General features: G+C 37.6%; 24 protein-coding genes, 3 tRNA genes and 1 riboswitch. Of the genes, 17 read left to right on the forward strand and 10 right to left on the reverse strand.

Going from position 1 to position 22,824, the window contains the following annotated elements; genetic code table 11:
• Window positions 1-62: 62 nt before the first annotated feature.
• Window positions 63-138: transfer RNA gene (locus tag XM47_RS04855), tRNA-Ala, on the reverse strand.
• Between the two features lie 134 nt (window positions 139-272).
• Window positions 273-1,688 (reverse strand): glutamate--tRNA ligase, encoded by a 1,416-nt coding sequence (gltX, locus tag XM47_RS04860; RefSeq protein ID WP_048690347.1) that lies wholly within the window; start codon window positions 1,686-1,688, stop codon window positions 273-275.
• Window positions 1,689-1,960: 272 nt separating this feature from the next.
• Here gltX and XM47_RS04865 point away from each other — a divergent pair.
• The 9 genes from XM47_RS04865 to XM47_RS04905 all read left to right on the forward strand — a co-directional run bounded on the left by XM47_RS04865 (window position 1,961) and on the right by XM47_RS04905 (window position 9,356).
• Window positions 1,961-2,036 (forward strand) — tRNA-Val (locus XM47_RS04865).
• Window positions 2,037-2,066: 30 nt separating this feature from the next.
• A tRNA-Val gene (locus tag XM47_RS04870) sits at window positions 2,067-2,142 on the forward strand.
• 84 nt (window positions 2,143-2,226) lie between these two features.
• Window positions 2,227-3,561 carry a 23S rRNA (uracil(1939)-C(5))-methyltransferase RlmD gene (gene rlmD / locus XM47_RS04875; protein ID WP_048690349.1) on the forward strand — a complete coding sequence of 445 codons (1,335 nt, stop codon included), beginning with the start codon at window positions 2,227-2,229 and terminating at the stop codon, window positions 3,559-3,561.
• Window positions 3,562-3,590: 29 nt separating this feature from the next.
• Window positions 3,591-5,786: a GTP diphosphokinase gene (gene relA / locus XM47_RS04880; RefSeq protein WP_048690350.1), complete on the forward strand. Its 2,196-nt coding sequence runs from the start codon at window positions 3,591-3,593 to the stop codon at window positions 5,784-5,786.
• A gap of 109 nt (window positions 5,787-5,895) precedes the next feature.
• A complete protein-coding gene (gene mazG, locus XM47_RS04885; RefSeq protein WP_048690351.1) occupies window positions 5,896-6,714 on the forward strand; it encodes a nucleoside triphosphate pyrophosphohydrolase in 819 nt (272 codons plus the stop codon).
• Window positions 6,715-6,778: 64 nt separating this feature from the next.
• On the forward strand, window positions 6,779-7,435 hold the full coding sequence (locus XM47_RS04890) for a hypothetical protein (protein ID WP_048690353.1): 657 nt from the start codon (window positions 6,779-6,781) through the stop codon (window positions 7,433-7,435).
• Between the two features lie 116 nt (window positions 7,436-7,551).
• Window positions 7,552-8,124 (forward strand): CBS domain-containing protein, encoded by a 573-nt coding sequence (locus XM47_RS04895; protein WP_048690354.1) that lies wholly within the window; start codon window positions 7,552-7,554, stop codon window positions 8,122-8,124.
• 71 nt (window positions 8,125-8,195) lie between these two features.
• Window positions 8,196-8,504: a thiosulfate sulfurtransferase GlpE gene (gene glpE, locus XM47_RS04900; protein ID WP_048690356.1), complete on the forward strand. Its 309-nt coding sequence runs from the start codon at window positions 8,196-8,198 to the stop codon at window positions 8,502-8,504.
• 9 nt (window positions 8,505-8,513) lie between these two features.
• On the forward strand, window positions 8,514-9,356 hold the full coding sequence (locus XM47_RS04905; RefSeq protein ID WP_048690358.1) for a rhomboid family intramembrane serine protease: 843 nt from the start codon (window positions 8,514-8,516) through the stop codon (window positions 9,354-9,356).
• Between the two features lie 3 nt (window positions 9,357-9,359).
• Here XM47_RS04905 and XM47_RS04910 read toward each other — a convergent pair whose 3' ends face one another.
• Window positions 9,360-9,755 carry a flagellar basal body-associated protein FliL gene (locus XM47_RS04910; RefSeq protein WP_048690535.1) on the reverse strand — a complete coding sequence of 132 codons (396 nt, stop codon included), beginning with the start codon at window positions 9,753-9,755 and terminating at the stop codon, window positions 9,360-9,362.
• A 198-nt stretch (window positions 9,756-9,953) separates the two neighbouring features.
• Between XM47_RS04910 and XM47_RS04915 the strand changes: the two genes are divergently transcribed.
• Window positions 9,954-10,505, forward strand: a complete 552-nt coding sequence (locus XM47_RS04915) for a chorismate--pyruvate lyase family protein (RefSeq protein ID WP_048690360.1) — start codon at window positions 9,954-9,956, stop codon at window positions 10,503-10,505.
• Complete coding sequence (gene ubiA / locus XM47_RS04920; RefSeq protein ID WP_048690361.1) at window positions 10,498-11,373, forward strand: 4-hydroxybenzoate octaprenyltransferase; 876 nt, start codon at window positions 10,498-10,500, stop codon at window positions 11,371-11,373. Before XM47_RS04915 ends, ubiA begins: the two co-directional genes overlap by 8 nt.
• A 142-nt stretch (window positions 11,374-11,515) precedes the next feature.
• Here ubiA and yacG read toward each other — a convergent pair whose 3' ends face one another.
• From yacG to XM47_RS19440, 7 genes are all read right to left on the reverse strand, one after another.
• The gene (yacG, locus tag XM47_RS04925; protein ID WP_048690363.1) at window positions 11,516-11,746 is read right to left on the reverse strand and encodes a DNA gyrase inhibitor YacG; all 231 of its coding nucleotides are present in this window, start codon (window positions 11,744-11,746) and stop codon (window positions 11,516-11,518) included.
• Window positions 11,747-11,779: 33 nt separating this feature from the next.
• A complete protein-coding gene (gene zapD / locus XM47_RS04930; RefSeq protein ID WP_048690365.1) occupies window positions 11,780-12,526 on the reverse strand; it encodes a cell division protein ZapD in 747 nt (248 codons plus the stop codon).
• Between the two features lie 48 nt (window positions 12,527-12,574).
• Window positions 12,575-13,189 (reverse strand): dephospho-CoA kinase, encoded by a 615-nt coding sequence (coaE, locus tag XM47_RS04935; protein ID WP_048690367.1) that lies wholly within the window; start codon window positions 13,187-13,189, stop codon window positions 12,575-12,577.
• Complete coding sequence (locus XM47_RS04940; protein ID WP_048690368.1) at window positions 13,189-14,082, reverse strand: prepilin peptidase; 894 nt, start codon at window positions 14,080-14,082, stop codon at window positions 13,189-13,191. Before XM47_RS04940 ends, coaE begins: the two co-directional genes overlap by 1 nt.
• Before the next feature lie 3 nt (window positions 14,083-14,085).
• A complete protein-coding gene (locus XM47_RS04945) occupies window positions 14,086-15,327 on the reverse strand; it encodes a type II secretion system F family protein (RefSeq protein WP_048690374.1) in 1,242 nt (413 codons plus the stop codon).
• Between the two features lie 102 nt (window positions 15,328-15,429).
• Window positions 15,430-17,121 (reverse strand): type IV-A pilus assembly ATPase PilB, encoded by a 1,692-nt coding sequence (gene pilB / locus XM47_RS04950; RefSeq protein WP_048690377.1) that lies wholly within the window; start codon window positions 17,119-17,121, stop codon window positions 15,430-15,432.
• 115 nt (window positions 17,122-17,236) lie between these two features.
• Window positions 17,237-17,713 carry a pilin gene (locus XM47_RS19440; protein WP_281175790.1) on the reverse strand — a complete coding sequence of 159 codons (477 nt, stop codon included), beginning with the start codon at window positions 17,711-17,713 and terminating at the stop codon, window positions 17,237-17,239.
• A 348-nt stretch (window positions 17,714-18,061) separates the two neighbouring features.
• Window positions 18,062-18,220, forward strand: a riboswitch (molybdenum cofactor riboswitch).
• Here XM47_RS19440 and moaA point away from each other — a divergent pair.
• The 6 genes from moaA (at window position 18,209) to XM47_RS04985 (ending at window position 22,812) form a co-directional block, all read left to right on the forward strand.
• The gene (gene moaA, locus XM47_RS04960) at window positions 18,209-19,183 is read left to right on the forward strand and encodes a GTP 3',8-cyclase MoaA (RefSeq protein WP_048690379.1); all 975 of its coding nucleotides are present in this window, start codon (window positions 18,209-18,211) and stop codon (window positions 19,181-19,183) included. (Overlaps the previous riboswitch by 12 nt.)
• Before the next feature lie 4 nt (window positions 19,184-19,187).
• Window positions 19,188-19,760, forward strand: coding sequence for a molybdenum cofactor guanylyltransferase (gene mobA, locus XM47_RS04965; protein ID WP_149865451.1), 573 nt, complete (start codon window positions 19,188-19,190; stop codon window positions 19,758-19,760).
• Entirely contained in the window at window positions 19,760-20,305 is a 546-nt protein-coding gene (moaB, locus tag XM47_RS04970) for a molybdenum cofactor biosynthesis protein B (RefSeq protein ID WP_048690382.1), read from the forward strand. Before mobA ends, moaB begins: the two co-directional genes overlap by 1 nt.
• A 1-nt stretch (window position 20,306) precedes the next feature.
• On the forward strand, window positions 20,307-20,786 hold the full coding sequence (gene moaC / locus XM47_RS04975) for a cyclic pyranopterin monophosphate synthase MoaC (RefSeq protein WP_048690384.1): 480 nt from the start codon (window positions 20,307-20,309) through the stop codon (window positions 20,784-20,786).
• Window positions 20,786-21,031 carry a MoaD/ThiS family protein gene (locus XM47_RS04980; protein ID WP_048690386.1) on the forward strand — a complete coding sequence of 82 codons (246 nt, stop codon included), beginning with the start codon at window positions 20,786-20,788 and terminating at the stop codon, window positions 21,029-21,031. The genes moaC and XM47_RS04980 overlap by 1 nt, the downstream gene beginning before the upstream one ends.
• Before the next feature lie 155 nt (window positions 21,032-21,186).
• The gene (locus XM47_RS04985) at window positions 21,187-22,812 is read left to right on the forward strand and encodes a sulfatase (RefSeq protein ID WP_048690388.1); all 1,626 of its coding nucleotides are present in this window, start codon (window positions 21,187-21,189) and stop codon (window positions 22,810-22,812) included.
• Window positions 22,813-22,824 lie beyond the last annotated feature (12 nt).

Raw genomic sequence — 22,824 nt, forward strand, 5'->3', positions numbered from 1 at the left:
AAAAATAAGACTATATGTGCTCAAGGCTATACACATAAAGAATTGCGACAAATTATTCAATCTGGTGGAGCTAAGCGGGATCGAACCGCTGACCTCTTCGCTGCCAGCGAAGCGCTCTCCCAGCTGAGCTATAGCCCCTGAATAATCCGTTTCATGCTACTTATAAATACTGCTCTAAGCTACATTAATTAAGTTAACTAGAAATAAAATTTCTTGTTCCCTCAACGCGGGGCGCATTCTATGCACCTCGCTTATCCATGTCAACAAAAAAATTAAGAGTTTTCGCGATTAATTATAAAATTTATTGCTTGCTCTATTCTGTTAACGCTTTTTTCTTGTCCTATTAACGATAAAGTAACATCTAAAGATGGTGAATTGCCTGCACCAGTTGCTGCTACTCTTAAAGGCATACCGACTTTACCCATACCTAGCTCTAATTCGGTCGCTGTATCATTAATCGCTTGCTGAATGTTTTCAGGCGTCCAATCAGAAATTTCAGATAATTTTTGTTTAACTAAGATTAAAGCGTCTTTAGCGACAGGACGTAAGTGCTTTTTCGCCGCATTGGCGTCAAACTCTGAGAAATCTTCATAGAAGTAGCGAGATATTTCAACTAGCTCTTTTAACGTTTTAACGCGATCAGCTTGAGCTTTAATCACATCTTCAATTGCCGGTCCGTTTGAGATGTCTAATTTTTGATCAGTTAAATGCCAAGTTAAGTAAGATTTAACTTGTTCTACAGGTAATGTCTTTAAGTAATGTTGATTTAACCAAATCAGTTTATCTGTATTAAATGCAGAAGCCGCTTTGTTGATCGCTTCTAAACTAAAGAACTGTTTCATTTCTTCTATTGAAAAGACTTCTTGATCTCCGTGCGACCAACCCAGGCGAACTAGATAATTTAATACAGCTTCAGGCAAGTAGCCGTCATCTCTATATTGCATAACACTTACTGCACCATGACGCTTAGATAATTTTTTACCATCGTCACCTAAAATCATAGAGACATGAGCATAAGTTGGGATAGGAGCATTTAATGCTTTTAGAATATTAATTTGACGTGGCGTATTATTAATATGGTCTTCACCACGAACAACATGAGTGATCCCCATATCCCAATCATCAACGACAACACAAAAGTTATAAGTAGGTGAGCCATCTGTGCGCAGAATGATAAGATCATCCAACTCACTATTTTCGACTTCTATTTTACCTCTGACTTCATCAACAAAAACAACGCTACCTTCTGTTGGGTTTTTAAACCTAATTACATAAGGTTGATCTTGTGGGTGTTCTGATTCTGGTACATCTCGCCATTTACCATCATATCTTGGTTTTTCGCCGGCAGCCATTTGCGCTTCTCTTAATGCATCTAGCTCTTCCATAGAAGTAAAACATTTATAGGCTTTACCTTCATCTATGAGTTGTTGGATTAACGCTTTGTAACGATCGAATCTTTTAGTTTGGTAGTACGGACCCTCATTCCAAGTTAGGTTTAACCAATTCATACCATCCATAATGGCATCAATAGCTGCTTGAGTTGAGCGTTCTAAATCTGTGTCTTCAATTCTAAGGACGAATTCGCCTTGGTTCGCTTGGGCATATAACCAAGAATATAAAGCGGTTCTTGCACCGCCTACATGTAAATAGCCGGTTGGGCTTGGAGCAAATCGAGTTTTAATCGTCATTTAATGCTATTCCAGAAAATAAATTGTTGTATCACTTAAACAAAGAGTTTTTATGATATTGCTTTGAATGCGAAATATTTTAGCAATCCAAGTGGGTTCTGCCTATGTAGAATTAAGCTAAAGCTCTATAAAAGTTTAAAATAACTTAAAATTTGTACATTTTGGGGGATTTTTAATCATTTAAAAGTTTTTTAAACTTTTTTGTTGACAGCTGTGTCGGCATGTCTATAATGCGCACCACACAACGGCACTGACTGTTGTTGATTTAAAGTGGACGCTTAGCTCAGTTGGGAGAGCATCGCCCTTACAAGGCGAGGGTCACTGGTTCGAGCCCAGTAGCGTCCACCACTTTAAATCATCCCTGTTACACACTATAGTGGACGCTTAGCTCAGTTGGGAGAGCATCGCCCTTACAAGGCGAGGGTCACTGGTTCGAGCCCAGTAGCGTCCACCAATTTCTTACTTATTATCTTGTTTTTCCTTTATAATTCATATTTAGCTTATTCTTAATCTTAATCTAAGACTTCTGGTTATTACTATGGTCCAACTCTTTAGCTCCACCAAAACCACTAAGCGACAGTTTCAACCTTATAAAATCGAATTAGATTTAAATAGTTTAGATCACCATGGCCGAGGCGTTGGACGCTACCAAGGTAAAGTTGTTTTTGTGACTGGAGGCTTGCCAAATGAGAAGGTCATTGCTTTAGTTACAACAGCGAAAAAACATTTCTTAGAAGCTAGGCTGTTAAAAGTTTTAGTGCGTTCAAACACTAGGGTGACGCCGAAGTGCAAATGGATTGAAAACTGCGGTGGTTGTCAGCTCCAACATTTAGATAGCCAAGCTCAAATCTTAGAAAAACAGGCTTTTGTCACTGAATTATTTAAAAAAAATAGAGTCACTAAGCTGAATTGGCAGCCTGCTATTCAGGGTAATGAATGGCATTACAGAAATAGAGCTCGCCTCGCAACTTGGTATGAAGGAAAAAAAGACAAGTTACATATAGGTTACCGCGAATTTGCTAGCAAAAATATTATAGAAGTTGATCGTTGTGAAGTTTTACCTGAGGCGTTTAATCTAGTGTTGAGCGAACTTAGTGCACAACTCAATTTGATAAAGCATAAAAAGTATATAAGCCATATTGAGTTTAACCTAGTTTCTAAGCATAAAATTTGCCTGTTAAAACTTACCCAAAATTTAGTCAGTGATGAAATACAAGCGATTAAAGCCTTGTTGCAAAAGTTTGATTGTATTTTGTTTGTTCAGCTAAATGAAGACGCGCCGATATGCATGCATGAAAAGTTTGAAGAAAATGAACTTTTTTATACATTCGACAAACTAAAGCTTTCTTACGGGTTGAATGATTTTGTGCAAATCAATTCTGCTTTAAATATTACTATGCTTGAGTTAGCATTAGAATGGTTAGAATTAACCAGTACAGACATGGTTTTAGACTTGTTTTGCGGTCTTGGTAATTTTTCTTTACCTATAGCTCAACAAGTAAAAAAATTGGTTGGTATTGAAGGGGTAGCCGAAATGGTTACAAAAGCAAAATTAAATGCTAAGCAAAATCAACTTGAAAATGTCGAATTTTTTCAGCAAGATCTGAATCAGACTGAGTTAAAAAACGATTACCACTGGCATGACTTTAATAAAATTGTGCTAGATCCTTCCCGCACCGGAGCGGAATCAATTTGTAAAAACAGTACAGAATGGCGTGCTGAAAAAGTGCTTTATATTGCATGCGAACCTAATTCCTTGGTTCGAGATAGTCAATATTTACTTGCTGCTGGCTACCAAATTGACAAAATCTCATTAATAGATATGTTTCCACACACGGCTCATGTAGAAACAATAGCTTTATTTACAAAATAATAAAATTGAGTCAAATAAATAGGTAACCTATGGTTTCTGTTCGACGCTCTCACGATTTACATACTGAATCACTTAGCCAAGCTAGTTGGTTAGCCACCTTGGCGTTTTCTGATGAAGATAGAAAAAGTGCGGTTAATGCTGCACATGATTTCATCTGTACATTGGATAACAATCCACTATTAATTAGTATATCTCGTGAGTTAGTCGAAATTCTTAATACCCTAAATATGGACGCTGAAACGTTAACCGCAGCTATTTTATATCCATATTGGCAAAGGGAATTAGTTACAGAAGCACAAATTATTGAGTTTTCATCGCCAGCTGTATTTGCCTTGGTTCATGGTATTGAACAAATGGCAGCAATTCGTATGTTACACACCCAAAAAAGAGGCGAACTGCCGCCAGACCAAATAGACAATATACGCCGTATGTTGTTGGCTATGGTAGAAGATGTTCGAGCTGTGGTGATTAAGCTTGCGGTTTGTATTATTGAATTAAGATTAGCTAAAAATGCGGATGAAGAAACGCGAGTACTAACCGCCAAAGAAGCGGCTACCATATATGCTCCTTTAGCGAATAGGCTGGGTATTGGCCAAATAAAATGGGAAATTGAGGACTATTGTTTTCGTTATCAGCACCCTGAAACCTACAAAAAAATTGCAGGTATGTTGGATGAGAAGCGAAAAGACAGGGCTAAATATATTCGTGAATTTGTTGCTCAAGTTGATGATCAATTAAATACATTTAATATTAAAGGCGAAGTATTTGGACGACCTAAGCACATTTATAGCATTTGGAAAAAAATGCAGAAGAAAGAGCTTAGTTTTGAGCGACTATTTGATATTCGCGCTGTTCGAATTTTAGTTGATAGCATTCCTGCTTGCTATGCTGCTATGGGCGCTATTCATATGAAATGGCGGCCGATATCACGAGAATTTGATGATTATATCTCAGCACCTAAACCAAATGGCTATCAGTCAATACATACGGTTGTTATTGGTCCAGAAGGCAAAACTGTTGAAGTGCAAATTAGAACGACCCAAATGCATGAGGAATCTGAACTTGGGGTTGCAGCTCATTGGCGTTATAAAGAAGGGACTGCGACAGGAAAAGAAGATGGTTATCAAGAAAAGATAAACTGGTTAAGAAAACTGCTGCAATGGCAAGAAGATGTTAACGGTGATGATAATCTACTGGATGAATTAAGAAGTCAGGTTTTTGAAGATAGAGTTTATGTTTTTTCGCCTAAGGGTGATGTGATTGATCTACCTCAGGGCTCAACACCGCTTGATTTTGCATATTATATTCATAGTAATGTCGGGCATTGTTGTGTTGGGGCAAAAGTATCTGGCCGTATTGTTCCTTTCGCGTATGTACTGCAAAATGGCGATCAAGTAGAAATCTTAACCTCGAAAGAACCTAATCCTAAACGAGATTGGTTGAATGCTAATTTAGGTTATCTAAATTCAAGCCGCGCTAGAGCCAAGGTTCATCACTGGTTTAAACAGCAGGACAAAGAGAAAAATTTAGCTGAAGGTCGCGAGATTCTCGATGCAGAATTGAAGCGCTCAGGATTAACTTTAGAGCAAGTTGAGCCTGCTATTAGCCGTTTTAACATGCATACACTTGATGACTTAATTGCTGCGATTGGCGGTGGGGATGTTAGCTCTAGTCAGATCATTAACTTTATTCAAAGTCGTCAGCAAAAAGCGCAATTAGAAATTGATGAGCGAGTGTTTAATCGTAAGTTGAGTCAACCTAAGCAGACAGGGAATGCTCAAGGGATTATCGTTCAAGGCGTCGGTAACTTACTGACTTACACGGCTCAATGTTGTCAGCCAATTAAAGGCGATAATATCACAGGCTATATTACGCATGGCAAAGGTATATCAGTACACAGAGGTGACTGTGATCAACTTAGTCAAATGTTAGATCAGCACCCAGAAAGAGTGGTTGATGTTGAATGGGCTGGTTCTAGCTCTGAGGGATATCGAGTGACAGTTAGGGTTACCGCTATGGATAGAACCGGTTTATTACGCGATATTACGACCATACTTGCAAATGAGAAAGCTTATGTTCTCGGGGTTCGAAGCCATTCAGACGAAGAAAAACAACAGGCGGGTATAGATATAGATATGTCAGTACCAAACTTAGATGGTTTAACTAAGGTGTTGAATAAGTTGGGCCAGTTGCCTGATGTTTTTGAAGCAAAAAGGTTGCACTAAATAGCCAGTAAATACTCATTTTAAAAGCCACTAAGTGGCTTTTTTTATAATGAGCCCAGTGAAGGTGATACCAGCGCAGCTAAATTTTATTAAAGGTTGAGGATTAAGAATGCAGTTGAAATCTAGTTATCAGTTAGATGATTTAATTGAAATTATGAAGGCTTTACGAGATCCTGAAACTGGCTGTCCATGGGATTTAAAACAAACATTTTCTTCCGTGATCTCGCATACATTAGAAGAGGCCTATGAGGTTGCAGATGCGATTGAGAGAGAAGATTATGACGAATTAAAATTAGAACTCGGTGATTTATTATTCCAGGTGATTTTTTATGCTCAGCTAGGTAAAGAGCAAGAAAAATTTGATATGCAGGATATTATCTCTGGTATATGTGAAAAATTAATTAGAAGACACCCACATGTGTTCGCCGACGAAATACTTTCAACTGAAGCGGAAATTAAAGCGAACTGGGAGACAGAGAAAGCAAAAGAAAGAGAAAGCAAAAGTAATGCAAATGTCCGCCTTAGCACCTTAGATAATATTCCACAAAGTTTACCGGCTTTAAGTCGAGCAATTAAACTACAAAAACGTTGTGCCCATGTAGGTTTCGATTGGCCAAATGTTTCTCAAGCTTTAGCTAAGGTCAAAGAAGAAATAGCAGAGCTTGAGCATGAGTTGGAGCAAGAAACAATAGACGCAAGTCTAGTTGAAGCAGAATTGGGTGATTTGATGTTTGCATTAACCAATATAAATCGACATTTGAAACTGGATGCCGAAACTACAATGCGTAAAGCAAACTCTAAATTTGAAACTCGTTTCAGATCGCTTGAGCAGCTAGCTGAAGCTAAGCAGTATGATTTAAATTCTTTGTCGCTAGAGGCTATGGAAGCCTTATGGCAAGAAGTTAAGCAAAATGAAAGAAACGGATAAAGATTTGAGCTGGAAAGTTATTTAAGCTATTTTTATTGGGTTGTATATTTTTTTGGATGCATGAATGCCTAAAATCAACACTATTATATTCTTGGTCGCCTTTGTTGTTATTTCTTACAAAATAATTCAGCCTCTTTTAGTTGAAGATACAGAGAAGACAGAAGGGAAAGAAAAAAAGAATTCAGCTCACTCGAAACATATTTCGGAAGAGCAGAGAGCTTTGAATGAACGTTTAGCTGAAAAAATGCCTAAACTTTATTCATGGCAAAGATTATTACAGCTACATCAATCTAATTCGGACCAAGTATTCTCATCTTATCTGGAAGAGTGGGTTGTTGAATCTCCAGCTACCTTGATTAACAAAGCGTTTCAACGAAATGAATTAAAAAATAACTTAAATTTACTGCAAATTGAGGTAGTACAACATTTAGTTAAACAATATAAAAACTATACTTTGGAGCTGATTGCAGAACAGATTGGAGATGGGGTGATTGATAAGATCTATGATGAAGTGCTCTTTTCTATTTATTTGCATCATCCTGCTGAATTACCTAAGTATATTAGCTTGGCACAATTAGAATCAGACCAAGCAAAAAAGTTGTTTAAGCGAATTTTAGACCAAGATTTGAACGCCGCAAAATCATGGTTTGAGTCTGAAACTTTATTTTCCACTAGTGATAATTACAAGCTTTTACTTTCTGAGCATTTAGCTGCTAAATAAAATTTTTTAAATTTCTCCTCATTAATATATCTAGTCTATAGTTATATTTAGTCACTAAAAATCGAATTACAGTTCAAGTGACTTAAGGTTAATTAACTGTCCATGAGGGGCTATTTATGAAAAATTTAGCACTATCACCATTAGAACATTCAGACCATCTAGTTCAACCAGAAGAATTTGAAGAAATTAATCTAAAATCTGCAGCTTTGGCTATATTCACAGATTTTAAAAAACATAAACCTTTAATGATAGATAGTCATACCTCTGCTCAAGATGTCGCAAAAGACATGAAAAGATCTCATGTGAAGATGAAGTTGGTTGTCGATCGGGATAAAGAGTTTGTTGGTTTAATTAGCTTTGATGATATTGCAGCGCAAAACGTTACTAAATTGGTTGCTAATGGTTACCCGAGAAGTGAAGTGTCGGCTAGTACTTTAATGACGCCTAGGCATTTAATCCGCGCACTTTCTTTTGAAGATATAGAAAAATCTACCATTGGAGATTTAGTCCATACGTTAAAGCGAAATGGTGTACAGCATTGCCTTGTGGTTGATCAGGCTAACCACCATATTAGAGGGCTGATTTCTGCAAGTGACATAGCCAGAAAGTTAAAACTGAATATATCAATAGAAGAAATGCCTTCATTTGCAGATATTTTCCAAGCGGTTCGAGGGGATTTAATTCATTAATGCTTTTTGTTGTTTGTGTTAAGGTAGGTTTAAAGTAAACTAAACCTACTTTTAACTCAAAGATTTACTTCATGTCAGAATTTAAACATATTAGTTGCGAACAGGTTTCAGAGGGGTTGGATAAGCTCGTCATCGTCGATATACGGGATGAACAATCTTTTCAGGCTGCTCATATTGAAGGTGCTTATCATTTGACTAATGCGACTATCCAAGACTTTATGCAAGAGGTTGAGTTTGAACAGCCTGTTGTCGTTGTTTGCTATCATGGTGTTTCAAGCCAAGGGGCTGCTCAGTATATGATAGGTCAAGGCTTTGAAGAGGTTTATAGCATGGACGGTGGTTTTGAAGCTTGGCGTAAAAGCTATCCTTACTCAAGTTGAGTGAGGCCGATGACAAAAATTGTCACTTTTTCTGATATCAGGGCTGCAAAAACCGTTTCGGATTATTTATTTGTCAATCAGGTTGAGAATGAGATAAGTCGAGATAGCTCTGGTTTTACGATTTGTATTGCGGATAAACAAAAATTCGCTAGGGCAGAGCAGTTAATTTCTGAATTTTTATCCAATCCCTTAGATGAAAAATATATGGGAGCATCTTGGCAGCGTAGCCAAATTGATGACTTCGAAACCCATTATACTCAGCACAAGCAACATGGCCTAGTTAGATTTTGGCGACGCTCAGGCTGGTTTACTAAGTTATCATCTAGCCTACTGGTTTTTATTTTCATTTTACAACTCATTGGTTTTCATCCGTGGTTATATCACTATTTAAGTTTTCCAACTTATTTACATCAAATTGAGCTTTATCAAATATACAGGTTAGTGACCCCCGCGTTAATGCATGGGGATTGGCTGCATTTACTCATGAATTTAGGTTTGTGGTTGTGGCTAATCGGTCATTTAGAAACCGAAAGAAAAGTATCATTTTTATTGGGATTAAGTCTGTTTGCCGCTTTGCTGGCTCATTTGCTCGAAGCTAGTTTCACAACAAGTGCCTTCATCGGCTTATCTGGCGTGGTTTGTGGTGTTTTGTCTTATGTTTGGCTCGCAGGTAAAAGGAAAAATTTAGAGTATGTTTATTTTCCCGATGTCGTTTTTTGGAGCTCATCTGCTCTGATTTTATTGGGCTTTATTGAACCTTTTGGCATTAAAGTCGCAAATTGGGCCCATATTGGGGGACTTGTAGCTGGTATTCTATTTGCCTATTTTGAGCCCATTAAAAAGCCAAGTTAAGCTTTAGTGGTATATGTAATTTGTAAACAGAAGATCTCTAATCAATACTTGGCCTGTTTCTTTTTTCAGTAGTAGTTTTATTTTATCTGCACATTTTTTTCTAACTTCTTCTCTGCCAGTTAGCGATTTTATTTTTTCTTCTGGTTCTTTTCCTATAATCTCGACTAAGGCGTCTCTTAGTAATGGAGAGTGATGCTCTACTACGTCTATATAAGATGCATCTAACAACATGAGTTCGATCGTGATTCGGACATAGCCAGGTTTTTTCTTGGTCGTTATGTAATTCGTAATAATATCTGGCTCAAAACCAAAGTATGCAAAAGTATCTTGGTTCGCCACAGCGTTTTGTAAAGATAATAAACTACTAAAAAATAACGCCGCTAAGCTTTTTTTCCACATAGGTAACAGGCCTTTAAGTTTGTTGAATATATCGCTGAAACAGCGCTTAGCCAATTGTTTAATTATCAGCAATATATCAGGGTAATTCAATAAATTATATCCTCTCACTTGATAATATTTCTATTGTTCGTGGAGGGTACTTATTTATCGGCAAATTAACTGTTATTATGACCGAAAAATCCTTAAGGAAATATTTTTGTGCTGGAATTTCCAATTGGGAACAAAGCCTGTTGGCAAAATCGTGTCCAAACCTCTGAAAAGCTAGAATCTTGGTTGTACGATGATTCTTCATTAACAAAAAAATTAAAAAATTTGTGTACTGAATTTGAGCTTGTCTTGCTTGGACAAGATACTTTCTCAAAAGCAGAGTTACCTCAATTCAGTTCTGACACAGAAAATAGTGAAGATAGTTTAATCCGTGAAGTCATTTTATACTGTGATAACAAACCTTGGGTATATGCACATACACAAATCCCAAAACGCACCCTAGAACATGGAAACCAGTTTTTATCTGAGTTAGGGCATCAGCCATTGGGTGAAGCATTGTTCAGCCAGCCCAATATGAAACGAGATAATATTCAGGTTGCTAAGTTCGCATCTCATTCACCTGTTTATCGATTTGTCGAAAATAATTTAGCTATTTCTTTTAATCACGATTTATTTGGCAGACGATCGCAATTTTCCTTAGATAGTTTTCCTTTAGTTGTCACTGAAGTTTTTTTACCAGATAGTTTTTTATATCATGTTTAAGTTAGATTTTTTTAATGCGGATAAGCGAGCTGCATATTTGCAGCTAATGAGAACAGACAAACCCGTTGGGACTTATTTACTCTTGTGGCCAACTTTATGGTCTTTGTGGATTGCAGCAGAAGGGAAACCTGCACTCTCTATTTTATTTATTTTTATTGCTGGTGTATTTGTTATGCGTTCCGCTGGCTGTGTTATTAATGATTTCGCGGATAGGAAAGTTGATGGCCATGTTGAGCGGACTAAAAATAGACCTTTAGCAGCAGGCACTGTTACAAGTAACGAGGCTTTAAGTTTATTTTGTTTGTTGATTGCCTGTGCCTTAGTGTTAGTTTTATTTTTAAATTGGCAAACGATTTTATTATCTTTAGTCGCTCTATTATTAGCCTCTTTATATCCTTTTATGAAGCGGTTTACTTATTTACCACAATTTGTCTTGGGCGCTGCGTTTAGTTGGTCGATTCCTATGGCTTATGTTGCTGTGACAGGGCACTTTGACAAAGTGGTTTGGTTGCTCTATTTCGCTAACCTAACTTGGACTGTTGCCTATGATACGATTTATGCCATGGTGGACCGTGAAGATGATTTAGAAATTGGGGTTAAATCTACTGCAATTTTGTTCGGTCAGTACGACAGGTTGATCATATTTTTGCTTCAAATTGCTTCTTTAATTTTATGGTATTTCGCTGGCATATTTTCAAACTTTAAGGACTATTTTTTCCTTTCTTTAATTCTTGCAGGTGCACTTTTTTGCTATCAACAATACCAAATCAGATTACGAGAGCGGTCGGCGTGTTTTAAATCATTCCTACAGAGTCACTATGCTGGGTTAATCGTATTGATAGGGATATTTGCTGAGTATTATATTTAAACTCAGCTCTGGATTGCTGAGTGTTTATGTTCGATGCTAATTGCTGCGTAAATCTCTAATCCAAGTTTATTAACAAAGGGTTTACTGCTTTGTGTATAGAGAAATAAGCAGGCTAATTTTATGGGCACTTTATTGAGTCAGATCACTCGTGGAAAAAATCGTTCTCACCTAAATCAAATTCGTCGAAGTTTTCTAATTGTTGCGCTAGTTCGGGCGGTAACCCTTTAGGCGTTTGCCCTTTGATTACTCTGTTTTCACTAGCCCATTCACCTAAATCAATTAATTTACAACGTTCACAGCAAAAAGGTCTAAATTTATTATCCGTTGACCATTCAATGGCTTTTTTACAAGTTGGGCAGTTTACGGCAGGCATCTTAAATTGTTCCTAAACGAAGTTTTAGCTAATTTAACAGGTCGCTAATTTAAATTCGATTGAATCAGTACAGCTAGCTTTACCATGTTCGCTAAAGTTCTCCATAAAGCGAATTGCGAATCTATGTTTGTGACCGCTGACAGTTGGGTAAACATTTGAATCAATTGGTAATGAAATTTGAATTAACTCTACATTTTCAACCGTGTCCTGATATAAACCTGAAACAGCGACTTGAGAACTTGGTTGACCTCGTTCTCTGATCATTTTCAGATCTAGCTCTATCACGGTTGATAGCACGTTCAATTCATTTAACCATGCAGACTGATCTGAAATGATTTTTTGGGTATCTTGATACATCCATTGATGTAGGTGAGGTAAGTCGAAGCAACAGCTACCACCTGGAATCGAGAATCTTTGCTTGATAGAACCTAAGAATTTATCGTCTCGCAAACTCTGACCTATTCGGTTACTTGAAGTGAGTTTAGTCGACATTTGAATGACAGTTTGAAGTAAATCTTGCAACGCTTGATTATTAATTCCTGGATGTTGGGACCAAGCGACTAATTGTTTCTCGTGCTTTTCTAAATCTTTAAGTAGATCTGATTTTAGATCGCCACGTTCGACTATATCTAGCACTGCAAACAATGCATTTAAATAGTCCAATAAAGCCCATTCGTCAGTTTGTCCCATTTGATGTTTCAAACGTTTTAATAGTGATTCAACTCGCAAATAAGTGCGAATTTTTTCATTTAATGGGAATTCGTACAAAATGTCCGACATGGTCTCTAATTATAATTGTAAGTTTCAGTTAATATTTTATTAACTAGCTTAACTCAGTGGCGAAGATTTGGCTAATATTAAATAAAATTGATGTAAATCAGCACATTTTTGCGATACAAGTTCAAAGCTTACGTCTGTATTGATGACCTCATCAGCTGCCGCCAGTCTAGATTTTCTATTGATTTGAGCATTCATTATTTTAGATATTTGCTCTGGCGTTGAATTATCTCGGGTAGCGGCTCTAGTTATTTGAGTTTCTTCCTCACAATCTATCACTAGGATGCGATCAACTAAATACTCCAGCTGATTCTCTAGTAGAAGGGGGATAGATAACAGGCAGTACGGTGATTTGGCATGCTGGCTTTGTAATTTTAGTTGATTACGAATTTGTGGATGAGTCAGTTGGTTTAACCATAATTTTTCTTTTTCATCATCAAATACAATCTTTCTTAGCTTTGTCCTGTCAAGGTTGGAATCTTTATTCAGAATAGATTCACCATAACGAGCGAGTATCTCTTGGTAAGCAGGCATTCCAGGTTCAACAACTTCTCGTGCAATAATGTCCGCATCAATCACTTCAATTTCAAATTGTTTAAAAATATTTGAAACTGTCGTTTTTCCACTGCCGATACCACCGGTTAAGCCAATTATTAGTTCAGACATTAGTAAACCCAGGTTTGTAAGTAATACTGGGTGATATCTGAGCGCCAATAAAATGCAATTAAACCTGCAACCGCTAAGTAAGGTCCAAATGGAATCGCTTGCTGAGAGTCCTTTTGTTGTAATTTTAGCATGGCAATACCAATTACCGCTCCAACTAAAGATGATAGAATAATGATGACGGGCAAGGCTTGCCAGCCCATCCAAGCTCCTAGTGCTGCAAGTAATTTAAAGTCACCAAATCCCATCCCTTCTTTTCCAGTTATGAGCTTAAATAACTGGAAAACGCTCCATAATGACATATAACCGAGGGCCGCCCCTATTACAGCATCTTCTAAGCTGACAAAGGAATGGTTAATATTTACGAGTAAGCCAAGCCAGAGTAAACCTAAGGTTAGTTGATCTGGTAGTAACATGGTATCTAGGTCAATAAAGCAGAGTGAAATTAGGATGAAAGTAAAAATCAGTGCCCATAAAGTTAAGCTGCTGACGCCATAATAATATGCGGCCCAAAGCCCTAATGTCGCGGTAAGTAACTCCATAATTGGATAGCGAATTGAAATCGGATTTTGACAATTAGCACATTTACCCCGTAAAAATAACCAGCTTAATACTGGAATGTTTTGCCAAGGTTTGATCGCCTTTTTACATTTTGGACAAGTAGAGTTAGGTACAATTAAATTAAAATTTTCATTGTCAGCCGGTTTAATTTTTTTGCCTTTTAATTCATCCGCAAGTAATTCTTCACATTCTTTTCGCCAATCTCTTTCAAGCATGATAGGCAAGCGGTAGATAACGACGTTTAGGAAACTACCAACTAATAAGCTAAAAACAAAAACACTAGCCAACCAAACCCATTGGTTACTTTCAAATACACTGATTAAATTCTCAAACATAATTTAGTTAACTATTTTACCCATTTGGAATATAGGTAAGTACATACCTATGATAAGACCACCTATAACAACCCCTAAAACGGCCATTATCATAGGTTCTATTAGTGCTGATAAGCCGTCTACTGCATCATCAACTTCTTGTTCATAAACAGAAGCAACTTTATTCAGCATGTCATCAATTGCACCAGACTCTTCGCCTATTTGGACCATTTGGGTAACCATATCAGGGAAGAGTTTAGTATTTCTCATGGCGACATTCATTTGCATACCCGAAGAGACTTCTGCTTTGATATTAAAAATGGCTTTGCGATAAACCGCATTACCAGATGCGCCAGCCGCTGAATCAAGGGCTTCAATTAATGGCACACCTGCAGAGAAAGTAGTTGCTAAAGTTCTTGAAAATCGAGCAAGCGCTGCTTTGTTTAGTATTAAGCCAAATACAGGTAGTTTTAATAAATAAGCATCCACTTGGTCTCTAAGTTTTTTAGATTTTTTGTGAGCTTTGACAAAAAGAGCGACCGCGACTGCACCAACCGCTGCTATTTTAGGGCCGTGAGCTTGAAGCCCTTCAGACATTGCAATTATCATTCGGGTGAATGCAGGCAGCTCTGCGCCAAAGCTAGAGAATATTTCTTCAAATTGAGGTACAACAAAGATTAGTAAGATAACAGTTACTATGCCTGCTATCGCCAGTACGGCAATCGGGTAGGTCATCGCTTTTTTTATTTTAGATTTGAGCGCTTCGGATTTTTCTTTATAGGTGGCAATTCTGTCATATATACCTTCAAGTGCACCAGACTGTTCACCAGCCATGACTAAATCACAGTATAAATCGTCAAAATGTTCAGGGTGTTGCCTTAAAACTTCGTTAAGCGGTGCGCCAGATTGAATGCCATTACCGATTTCAGAAAGTAGCAGTCTCATTCTTGGGTTTTCATTGCCTTTAGCGATCAATTCTACAGATTGAACCAGGGGAACACCTGCGCCTAGCATAGTGGCTAATTGTCGGGTTGCAACAGCTATGTCTTTGTTCTGAATTCTTTTGCCAGCGCTGCCGAATAATGGTTTGGGTTTTTTCTTCAGGCTAGTGGGGTTGATACCTTGTGATTTTAATTGCTGACGAGCTAAAGCTGCAGTGTTTGCTGATATTTCACCGCTAATTTTGCTGCCTTTGCGATTAACGCCTTTCCATGTAAATACATCTTGCTCCACGACTTTAGTTTTTTTAGTTTTAGACACGGCCATGGATTATCCTTAATAAAGCTTATAGTAAGAAATTGTTATATACAGTTTAAAACGTAATGGCATAAGTGCCAGTTTAAAATCTAAAGTGTTTGAACTCGTTCGCTAATAACTCGTAACACGACTTACTTCACCAATGCTTGTCATGCCAGAAATTGCTTTTTTTATCCCAGATAGTCTTAGACTATCAATATTTTCTTTTTCTGCCTGCTTAGTAATGTCAATTGAGTTACCTTCTTTCATGATAATACTTGCCATATCTTGGCTTATTTTCATAACTTCATAAATACCGACACGGCCTTTATATCCGTTGGTGCATAAATCACAGCCAACAGGCTCATATAAAGTTAAACCACTCAGTTGTGCTTGAGTAAAACCAAAATCTACCAGCTCTTTTTCAGTTGGTAATACATCTACGGCTTTTTTACAGTGAGAACATAAACGACGAGCTAGTCGTTGAGCAATGATTAAACTGACTGAGCTTGCGATATTAAAGCTAGGGACACCCATATTAAGTAAACGAGTGAGGGTTTCCGCAGCAGAGTTTGTATGTAGGGTAGATAAGACTAAGTGACCTGTTTGCGCTGCTTTGATTGCAATTTCGGCAGTCTCTAAATCTCGAATCTCACCAACCATGACAATATCAGGATCTTGTCTTAAAAATGAGCGAAGTGCTTCGGCAAAGGTTAATCCTGCCCGGGCTGAAATTTGTACTTGGTTAATACCTTCTAAATTTATCTCGACGGGATCTTCCGCGGTAGATATATTTCTTTCATCTGTATTTAAGATATTTAAACCTGTGTAGAGGGAGACAGTTTTACCACTACCCGTTGGACCTGTAACTAATATCATGCCTTGCGGTTTAGATAGCGCTTCAAGATATAACTTTTTTTGGTCTTGTTCGTAGCCAAGTACATCTATACCTAACATGGCGCTAGATGAATCAAGTATCCGCATTACAATTTTTTCCCCCCACAGGGTAGGAAGAGTGGATACTCGGAAATCGATTGATTTTTTACTCGATATTTTAAGCTTAATCCGCCCATCTTGCGGTTTGCGTTTTTCCGCTATGTCTAGCCTTGACATAACTTTTAATCTCGCTGCAATTCTGGTGGTTAAGCTTACAGGTGGAGCTGCAACTTCTTTTAAGATGCCGTCAACTCGAAATCGGATTCTATATTTTTTTTCGTAAGGCTCAAAGTGTAAATCGGAAGCGCCTTTTTTAATTGCGTCTAATAAGATTTTATTGATGTAGACGACAATCGGGGCATCGTCTTTATCAGGCGGTGCATTTTCTTCACTTTCTTCTTCTGCTGATACTTCAACGCCTGTTAATTCATCATCATCAAAATCAGATAAATTTAGTTGTGCTTCTTCACTCTCGTAGGCTAATTCTATTGCTCTTTGTAATTTAGTCGCTTCAGCAACAACGTATTCGACATTAAAGCCTGTACTGAATTGGAAGTCTTCTAATGCACCTAAAGCAGCCGGATTCACTGTTGCTAAAAATAAGGTTCTGCCACGCAAAAAAACAGGTAGTACATTGTGTTTATGTGACAGCTTTTCTTTGAGTATATTAGCTGGAATGGCTTTTACATCAATGACTTTGACGTCAATTGCGGGGGTGTGGAAGCGGTCAGAAATCTTTTGCAGCATTTCTTCTTCAGTAAACCATTTTGACTTAGCGATAAATTGAATTGCTTCAATATCTGTCTTTATGTCTTGCTGAGTGAGTTTATCTAGTTGCTCTTCGCTTACAATATTACCTGAGAATAAACGAAAATCTAATGCTGCCATTGCTTTAATAACTTGTGAAAAAAAAGATAAGTGTTTCTAGCATAACCTAATTTTATTATCTTTGTGAAATAAAAAAGGCGAACTTAAGTTCGCCTTTTAAATAATATCTTTATCTCTAGCCAACAGCGCAAGAATCAGCTGCTGTATCATTCGCTACTTCTGTCCAAGTAATACCGCGACCACCTGCGTCGATATCACCTGTTATGCGGTAGCTAGTGTCTGAAGTACCGTCTTGGTCTAAATCACCTTCAACAATAATATCAACAGAACCCGTGTTATTACCAACTACGTTAGTACAAATAATACGTGAACTTGCACCTGCTGCTTGACCTGTTACAGCCGCAGGGATATTGTTTGAACCTGAATCACAGTTATCAATAGCTGTATCACCGCCTGCAGCATCTTGTACCATCATACAAGCTGTTACTGGTGGCTTAAGCGCTTCTGCTGCTTTTGAAAGCTCAGAGCTTTTAGCTGACTCAATATAGTCATTGTAAGCCGGTACTGCAACCGCGGCTAAAATACCTATGATTGCAACAACAATCATTAATTCAATTAGGGTGAAACCTTTGTTACTACTTCGTTTCATCATTGTTTTATCTCCAAAGATTTTAATTTCCAAGTGTACTGCAAACAGACATGTCAAAAAGACCACGTTTGAAGGCATTGGTTTTACAGTAGTTTACAAATTGAAATATGACAAGTTGAAATTAGTAAATTCATTAAAATTTTATAATCCTAACGTCTCTTTGTGCTGCACTTCACGAAAATTTTAATGAAAGCCTTATTTTTAGCATAAAAAATAAACGCTTAGCTAAAGGACGGCATGTTTGATTGCCAAAATACGATTTAGATCAATGAATCTTAATAAAGATATAGTGAAACGTTTTAGAGATGCTGGCATAATTTGACTACGATTTTAATTCTGTTATTGAATTAAAAAAATTTAAAACTCCGAGCTTCTCCGCCTAAGTCTTGCATAAGTTGTCAGTTTGATATGGTTGTTTGGCCGCTAGTGAATCATGTATTAACTAGCCAGGGTTCAATCAGAAATTGATTTAGCCTCCCTTACTTGGAAAGGTGTTTAATGTTAAAAGATAAATTAGGGCGTGAATTTCATTATTTGCGCTTATCGATCACTGACGTCTGTAATTTTAAATGTAATTACTGCTTACCAGACGGCTATCAGTGTGATTCTGAAAGAAACTTCCTTTCTGTTGAAGAGATCCGCCGTTTAGTGACAGGTTTTGCTCGCTTAGGTACGAGTAAAATACGTATTACAGGTGGAGAACCGGCACTTCGTAAAGACTTACCCTTAATTATTAAAACTTGTAAAAGTATTCCTGGCATTAATAAGGTCGCAATTACGACGAATGGTTATAATTTAGAGCACAAAATTGAGCAATGGGTCGAAGCAGGATTAGACGCGCTTAATGTCAGTATTGATAGCTTAAAGCCCGATGTGTTCAGACTTATCACAGGTCATGATAAATTAACTAGCATTTTACGTGGTTTAGATAAAGCTCACCAACTAGGCATTAAAGATATCAAAATAAATGCGGTTTTGATGAAAGCATTTAATGCGAGCGAATTTACCGATTACCTAAATTGGATGAGAGATAAACCTTACACTTTACGTTTTATTGAATTAATGCAAACAGGGGATAACCTTAACTTTTTTAAACAGAATCATGTTAAGGGTGAAGACTTAAAAAAACAATTACTCGATGATAGCTGGTCTAGTGTTATTCGTAAAAAAGACGCAGGACCCGCGCAAGAATTTTTCCATCCCGATTATCAAGGACGAATTGGTCTAATCATGCCTTATAGTAAAGATTTCTGCCAAACATGTAATCGTCTAAGAATAAGTGCGTTAGCCAAATTACATCTTTGCTTGTTTACAGAGGAAGGAATTGATTTTAGACCTTTACTGCAAAGTGATGAGCAACTAGATGAATTTACCACAAGTTTGCAGCAAGCATTGAGACAAAAAACGGCGAGTCATTTATTACAAGATGGCGAAACAGGCATAACAAAACATCTAGCTATGATTGGAGGCTAACCAAGTGGCAACATACGGACTCATTTTAGCGGGTGGTTTATCTACCCGTATGGGACAAGATAAAGCTGAGTTAAAGCTCGGAGATAAAAACCTACTTGAAATCAAAAAATCGCTTTTAAATGAAGCGGGGATCGAAAAAGTCATTATTAGTGGTAAGGAAAAAGATCAGCTTAACGACCTAGAGTCTGGGTTAGGGCCGCTTGCTGGTATTCAAGCTTTTTGTCATGCCTACCCAGATGCCGAAGATCTACTTGTTTTACCTGTCGACATGCCAGCTTTAGATACCAAGGCATTGATCGAACTACTTAATTTTGGGCAACACCATAAAGTTTCCTGTTGTTTTGATTCTACTTGGTTGCCTGCATATTTTGCAGACATCTCTCAGTTAAGTAATATTGTTGATGAAATTTTAAAGTCTGAGCGGCAGTCATCTCGTTCAATTAATGCTGTATTCAAACAAATGAATGGCCAAACTTTGCCAATAACGAATCGCGCAGAAATGCTAATAAACGTTAACACTCCAGAGCAATGGCAATCATTTTTAACCCAGTTTATGAATAATACCAAGGAGCAATAATGGCCCATAAAGAAAAACAAGCCTTCCAACCGCTTAATGTTGCAGTCATGACGATTTCTGATACTCGTACTTTAGAAACAGATACTTCGGGTCAGTACTTGGTAGATGCTTTAACACAAGCAGGGCACAATATTTCAGATAGATGCATTGTGATAGATGACATTTATCAAATTAGAGCTGAAATGTCGAAATGGATAGCTTCTGAAGATATACAAGTTGTGATCACAACGGGTGGAACTGGATTTACGGGAAGAGACAGTACACCTGAAGCAGTGAAGCCATTATTTGATAAAACAGTTGAAGGTTTTGGTGAGCTGTTTAGACAAGTTTCATTGCCGGATATAGGCACATCAACGATTCAATCTAGAGCGCTAGCTGGATTAGCAAATAATGTGGTTGTTTTTTGCTTACCTGGTTCGACTGGGGCGTGTAAAACAGGTTGGAATGAGATTATTAAATCTCAAATCGACGCGTCGACAGGACCATGTAATTTTGTACCTCATTTAAAAAAATCTTCGGTTCAAGCTTGTAAATCAAGAGGTTAAAATGGCATTAACTCACTTAAATTCTCAAGGTGAAGCTAACATGGTTGATGTTAGCGCCAAATCTATTACCGCAAGAACGGCGACAGCTGAAGCTTATATATACATGTCAGAGGCTACTCTCGAGCTAATCCAATCTGGTGGTCATGCTAAAGGGGATGTGTTTGCAGTGGCCAGAATTGCAGGCATACAAGCAGCTAAAAAGTGTTCGGACCTGATTCCTTTATGTCATCCGTTAATGCTATCGAAAGTACAAGTTGACTTTGACGTTGAACTTGTAAATAAACGTGTTCGAATTGAAACCTTATGTAAACTTGCTGGACAAACTGGGGTTGAAATGGAAGCCTTAACAGCTGCATCAGTTGCGGCATTAACTCTGTTTGATATGTGTAAAGCGGTAGATCCTGAAATGGAGATAACTGGTATTAAAGTACTCACGAAAGCAGGTGGTAAAACTGGTGATTGGCAAAGGGAGACAGCTTAATGATTAAAGTTTTATTCTTTGCCAAGTTAAAAGAAGATTTAAATTCAGCAGGTGTGGAGTTGGAGTTCGACTCAATCAGTGTTCAAGCATTGAAACAAAAACTGGTTGAGCTTAACCCCAGTTGGGCGAAATCCTTGTCTCAGTCAAATGTGTTATCTGCAGTGAATCAAACTATGGTTGGTTCAGAATTTATCGTTAAAGCGGGAGATGAAGTCGCTTTTTTCCCTCCCGTAACCGGTGGTTGATTGATTAAATAGCAAGGTTAGCCTTTTTATCTATCAGCCGCTAACCTTGTATACCGAGTCGCTTTGACTTGAGCTTAGCTTTAAGCTTTGGGAAATTAAATGCGGCTTGGATATATCCATATTAGCTGGATATATTTAATTGAAAGAACCTATCTATGCTTACATCTAATTTGTATCAAGCGGTAAAGTATTTTGCTACCAGCTTAGTTATTTTACTGACTATATTTTTGCCCACTGCTTACAGTGATGACAATTTACCTAAACCTAACTTTTTGTTTATTGCTGTTGATGATTTAAACGTCTTCAATACTCCAATGGGTCAAGTGCCTGATAGTTTTCTTCGCAAAGTTTACCCTGATGATAAGTTGCGTAAGAAAATAATAGATAAATTAACCCCTAATCTTAATAGACTTGCTCAAAAATCTCTTACCTTTGAACGTGCTTATACGGCATCACCTTTATGCGGGCCTTCACGAACTGCATTGCTAACAGGTGTATCTGCACATGTATCAGGTTATTATCAACACGATAAACATTTCCGCTTATATGATAATTTGCAGTATGTTGTCACACTTCCACAATATTTAAAGCAAAATGGCTATTACACAGCAGGGGCAGGAAAGGTTTTCCATAAAGGTCGCTCAGAAAAGCATAATGGGTATTTTAGTGAATGGGCAGATCAAACATATTCTTGGAGTAACTGGATTGAAGTGCATTCAGGAACGGGTGGTCAAACAGCTAAAGGCGATAAGAAAAAAGTAGTAATCTCTAAGTATTGGCCACCAGGTGGACCGAATTTTACTAAGTTTGGCAGCCATAATGTGCCAGCTAAACTTTCAAATGATTATATTAATGCTAGCTATGTTGCGAATATGCTGCTTTACGGGAAGGCGAGCTTAAAAAATACCAAAGGTGAGTTAATTACGACACAACGCCCAAAAGGGAAACCTTGGTTTTTGGCTGCTGGAATCTTTGCTCCTCATATGCCTTGGATCGTAGAACAAAAATATCTAGATAGGTTCCCTCAAGAGGAAATGTCAATTGATAGAGAGTTGCTTAACTGGCTATCTCAAGATTTAGCCGATCTATCTACAACAGGGAAGAAAATCACGACTAACACTCGATTTGATAAATTGATAAAGCACGGATTAACGTTAGATGGAGAAAATGGAGATATAAATGGCTGGAAAGCCATGTTTCAAGCTTATTTAGCAACAACAGCGTTCGCCGATGAAAGCATTGGTGTTTTAGTTGATGCGATAGAGAATAACCCAGAGAAAGATAATACAGTGGTGGTTTTATGGAGCGATCATGGTTATCACCTTGGCGATAAAAACCGCAAAGGAAAAACCACCTTATGGGAAGCATCAACTCATTCTAATTTGATTATTCTAGATCCTAGATTCATGGGTGCTAGCACGGGGCAAAGAACCTTAAGTGGTGCGAGTTTGCAGGATATATACCCAACCATAGTTTCGCTTGCTGGTTTAAAACGCCCTAAGCATATATATGGCTTTGATTTAACACCAGTGTTAAAACAACCAGAAAATGATTGGAATAAAGCGGTTTTAAGTACTTATGGTGAAGGTAATCATACGATTCGTTTTGGTGATTATCGATATATTCGGTTTAAAAATGGAGACCAAGAGTTATATGATTTAGTTATAGATCCATTTGAAGAAATCAACCTTGCTAATCAAGCTGGTCATAGCCACCATTTAGTAGAATTTAGTCGTAAACTAGACCAAAGATTAGCTATGACACCTGAACAATTTTATTAGTCTTGATTGTTC

Source organism: Catenovulum maritimum, from assembly GCF_001050375.1.
In the GTDB taxonomy this organism is placed as follows: Bacteria; Pseudomonadota; Gammaproteobacteria; order Enterobacterales; family Alteromonadaceae; genus Catenovulum; species Catenovulum maritimum.

What these genes read in the sequence shown, in the direction of transcription:
- gltX (WP_048690347.1), bottom strand. Translation starts at nt 1,688, where the DNA reads ATGACGATTAAAACTCGATTTGCTCCAAGCCCAACCGGCTATTTACAT.
- rlmD (WP_048690349.1), top strand. Translation starts at nt 2,227, where the DNA reads ATGGTCCAACTCTTTAGCTCCACCAAAACCACTAAGCGACAGTTTCAA.
- relA (WP_048690350.1), top strand. Translation starts at nt 3,591, where the DNA reads ATGGTTTCTGTTCGACGCTCTCACGATTTACATACTGAATCACTTAGC.
- mazG (WP_048690351.1), top strand. Translation starts at nt 5,896, where the DNA reads ATGCAGTTGAAATCTAGTTATCAGTTAGATGATTTAATTGAAATTATG.
- XM47_RS04890 (WP_048690353.1), top strand. Translation starts at nt 6,779, where the DNA reads ATGCCTAAAATCAACACTATTATATTCTTGGTCGCCTTTGTTGTTATT.
- XM47_RS04895 (WP_048690354.1), top strand. Translation starts at nt 7,552, where the DNA reads ATGAAAAATTTAGCACTATCACCATTAGAACATTCAGACCATCTAGTT.
- glpE (WP_048690356.1), top strand. Translation starts at nt 8,196, where the DNA reads ATGTCAGAATTTAAACATATTAGTTGCGAACAGGTTTCAGAGGGGTTG.
- XM47_RS04905 (WP_048690358.1), top strand. Translation starts at nt 8,514, where the DNA reads ATGACAAAAATTGTCACTTTTTCTGATATCAGGGCTGCAAAAACCGTT.
- XM47_RS04910 (WP_048690535.1), bottom strand. Translation starts at nt 9,755, where the DNA reads ATGTGGAAAAAAAGCTTAGCGGCGTTATTTTTTAGTAGTTTATTATCT.
- ubiA (WP_048690361.1), top strand. Translation starts at nt 10,498, where the DNA reads ATGTTTAAGTTAGATTTTTTTAATGCGGATAAGCGAGCTGCATATTTG.
- yacG (WP_048690363.1), bottom strand. Translation starts at nt 11,746, where the DNA reads ATGCCTGCCGTAAACTGCCCAACTTGTAAAAAAGCCATTGAATGGTCA.
- zapD (WP_048690365.1), bottom strand. Translation starts at nt 12,526, where the DNA reads ATGTCGGACATTTTGTACGAATTCCCATTAAATGAAAAAATTCGCACT.
- coaE (WP_048690367.1), bottom strand. Translation starts at nt 13,189, where the DNA reads ATGTCTGAACTAATAATTGGCTTAACCGGTGGTATCGGCAGTGGAAAA.
- XM47_RS04940 (WP_048690368.1), bottom strand. Translation starts at nt 14,082, where the DNA reads ATGTTTGAGAATTTAATCAGTGTATTTGAAAGTAACCAATGGGTTTGG.
- XM47_RS04945 (WP_048690374.1), bottom strand. Translation starts at nt 15,327, where the DNA reads ATGGCCGTGTCTAAAACTAAAAAAACTAAAGTCGTGGAGCAAGATGTA.
- pilB (WP_048690377.1), bottom strand. Translation starts at nt 17,121, where the DNA reads ATGGCAGCATTAGATTTTCGTTTATTCTCAGGTAATATTGTAAGCGAA.
- XM47_RS19440 (WP_281175790.1), bottom strand. Translation starts at nt 17,713, where the DNA reads ATGATGAAACGAAGTAGTAACAAAGGTTTCACCCTAATTGAATTAATG.
- moaA (WP_048690379.1), top strand. Translation starts at nt 18,209, where the DNA reads ATGTTAAAAGATAAATTAGGGCGTGAATTTCATTATTTGCGCTTATCG.
- moaB (WP_048690382.1), top strand. Translation starts at nt 19,760, where the DNA reads ATGGCCCATAAAGAAAAACAAGCCTTCCAACCGCTTAATGTTGCAGTC.
- moaC (WP_048690384.1), top strand. Translation starts at nt 20,307, where the DNA reads ATGGCATTAACTCACTTAAATTCTCAAGGTGAAGCTAACATGGTTGAT.
- XM47_RS04980 (WP_048690386.1), top strand. Translation starts at nt 20,786, where the DNA reads ATGATTAAAGTTTTATTCTTTGCCAAGTTAAAAGAAGATTTAAATTCA.
- XM47_RS04985 (WP_048690388.1), top strand. Translation starts at nt 21,187, where the DNA reads ATGCTTACATCTAATTTGTATCAAGCGGTAAAGTATTTTGCTACCAGC.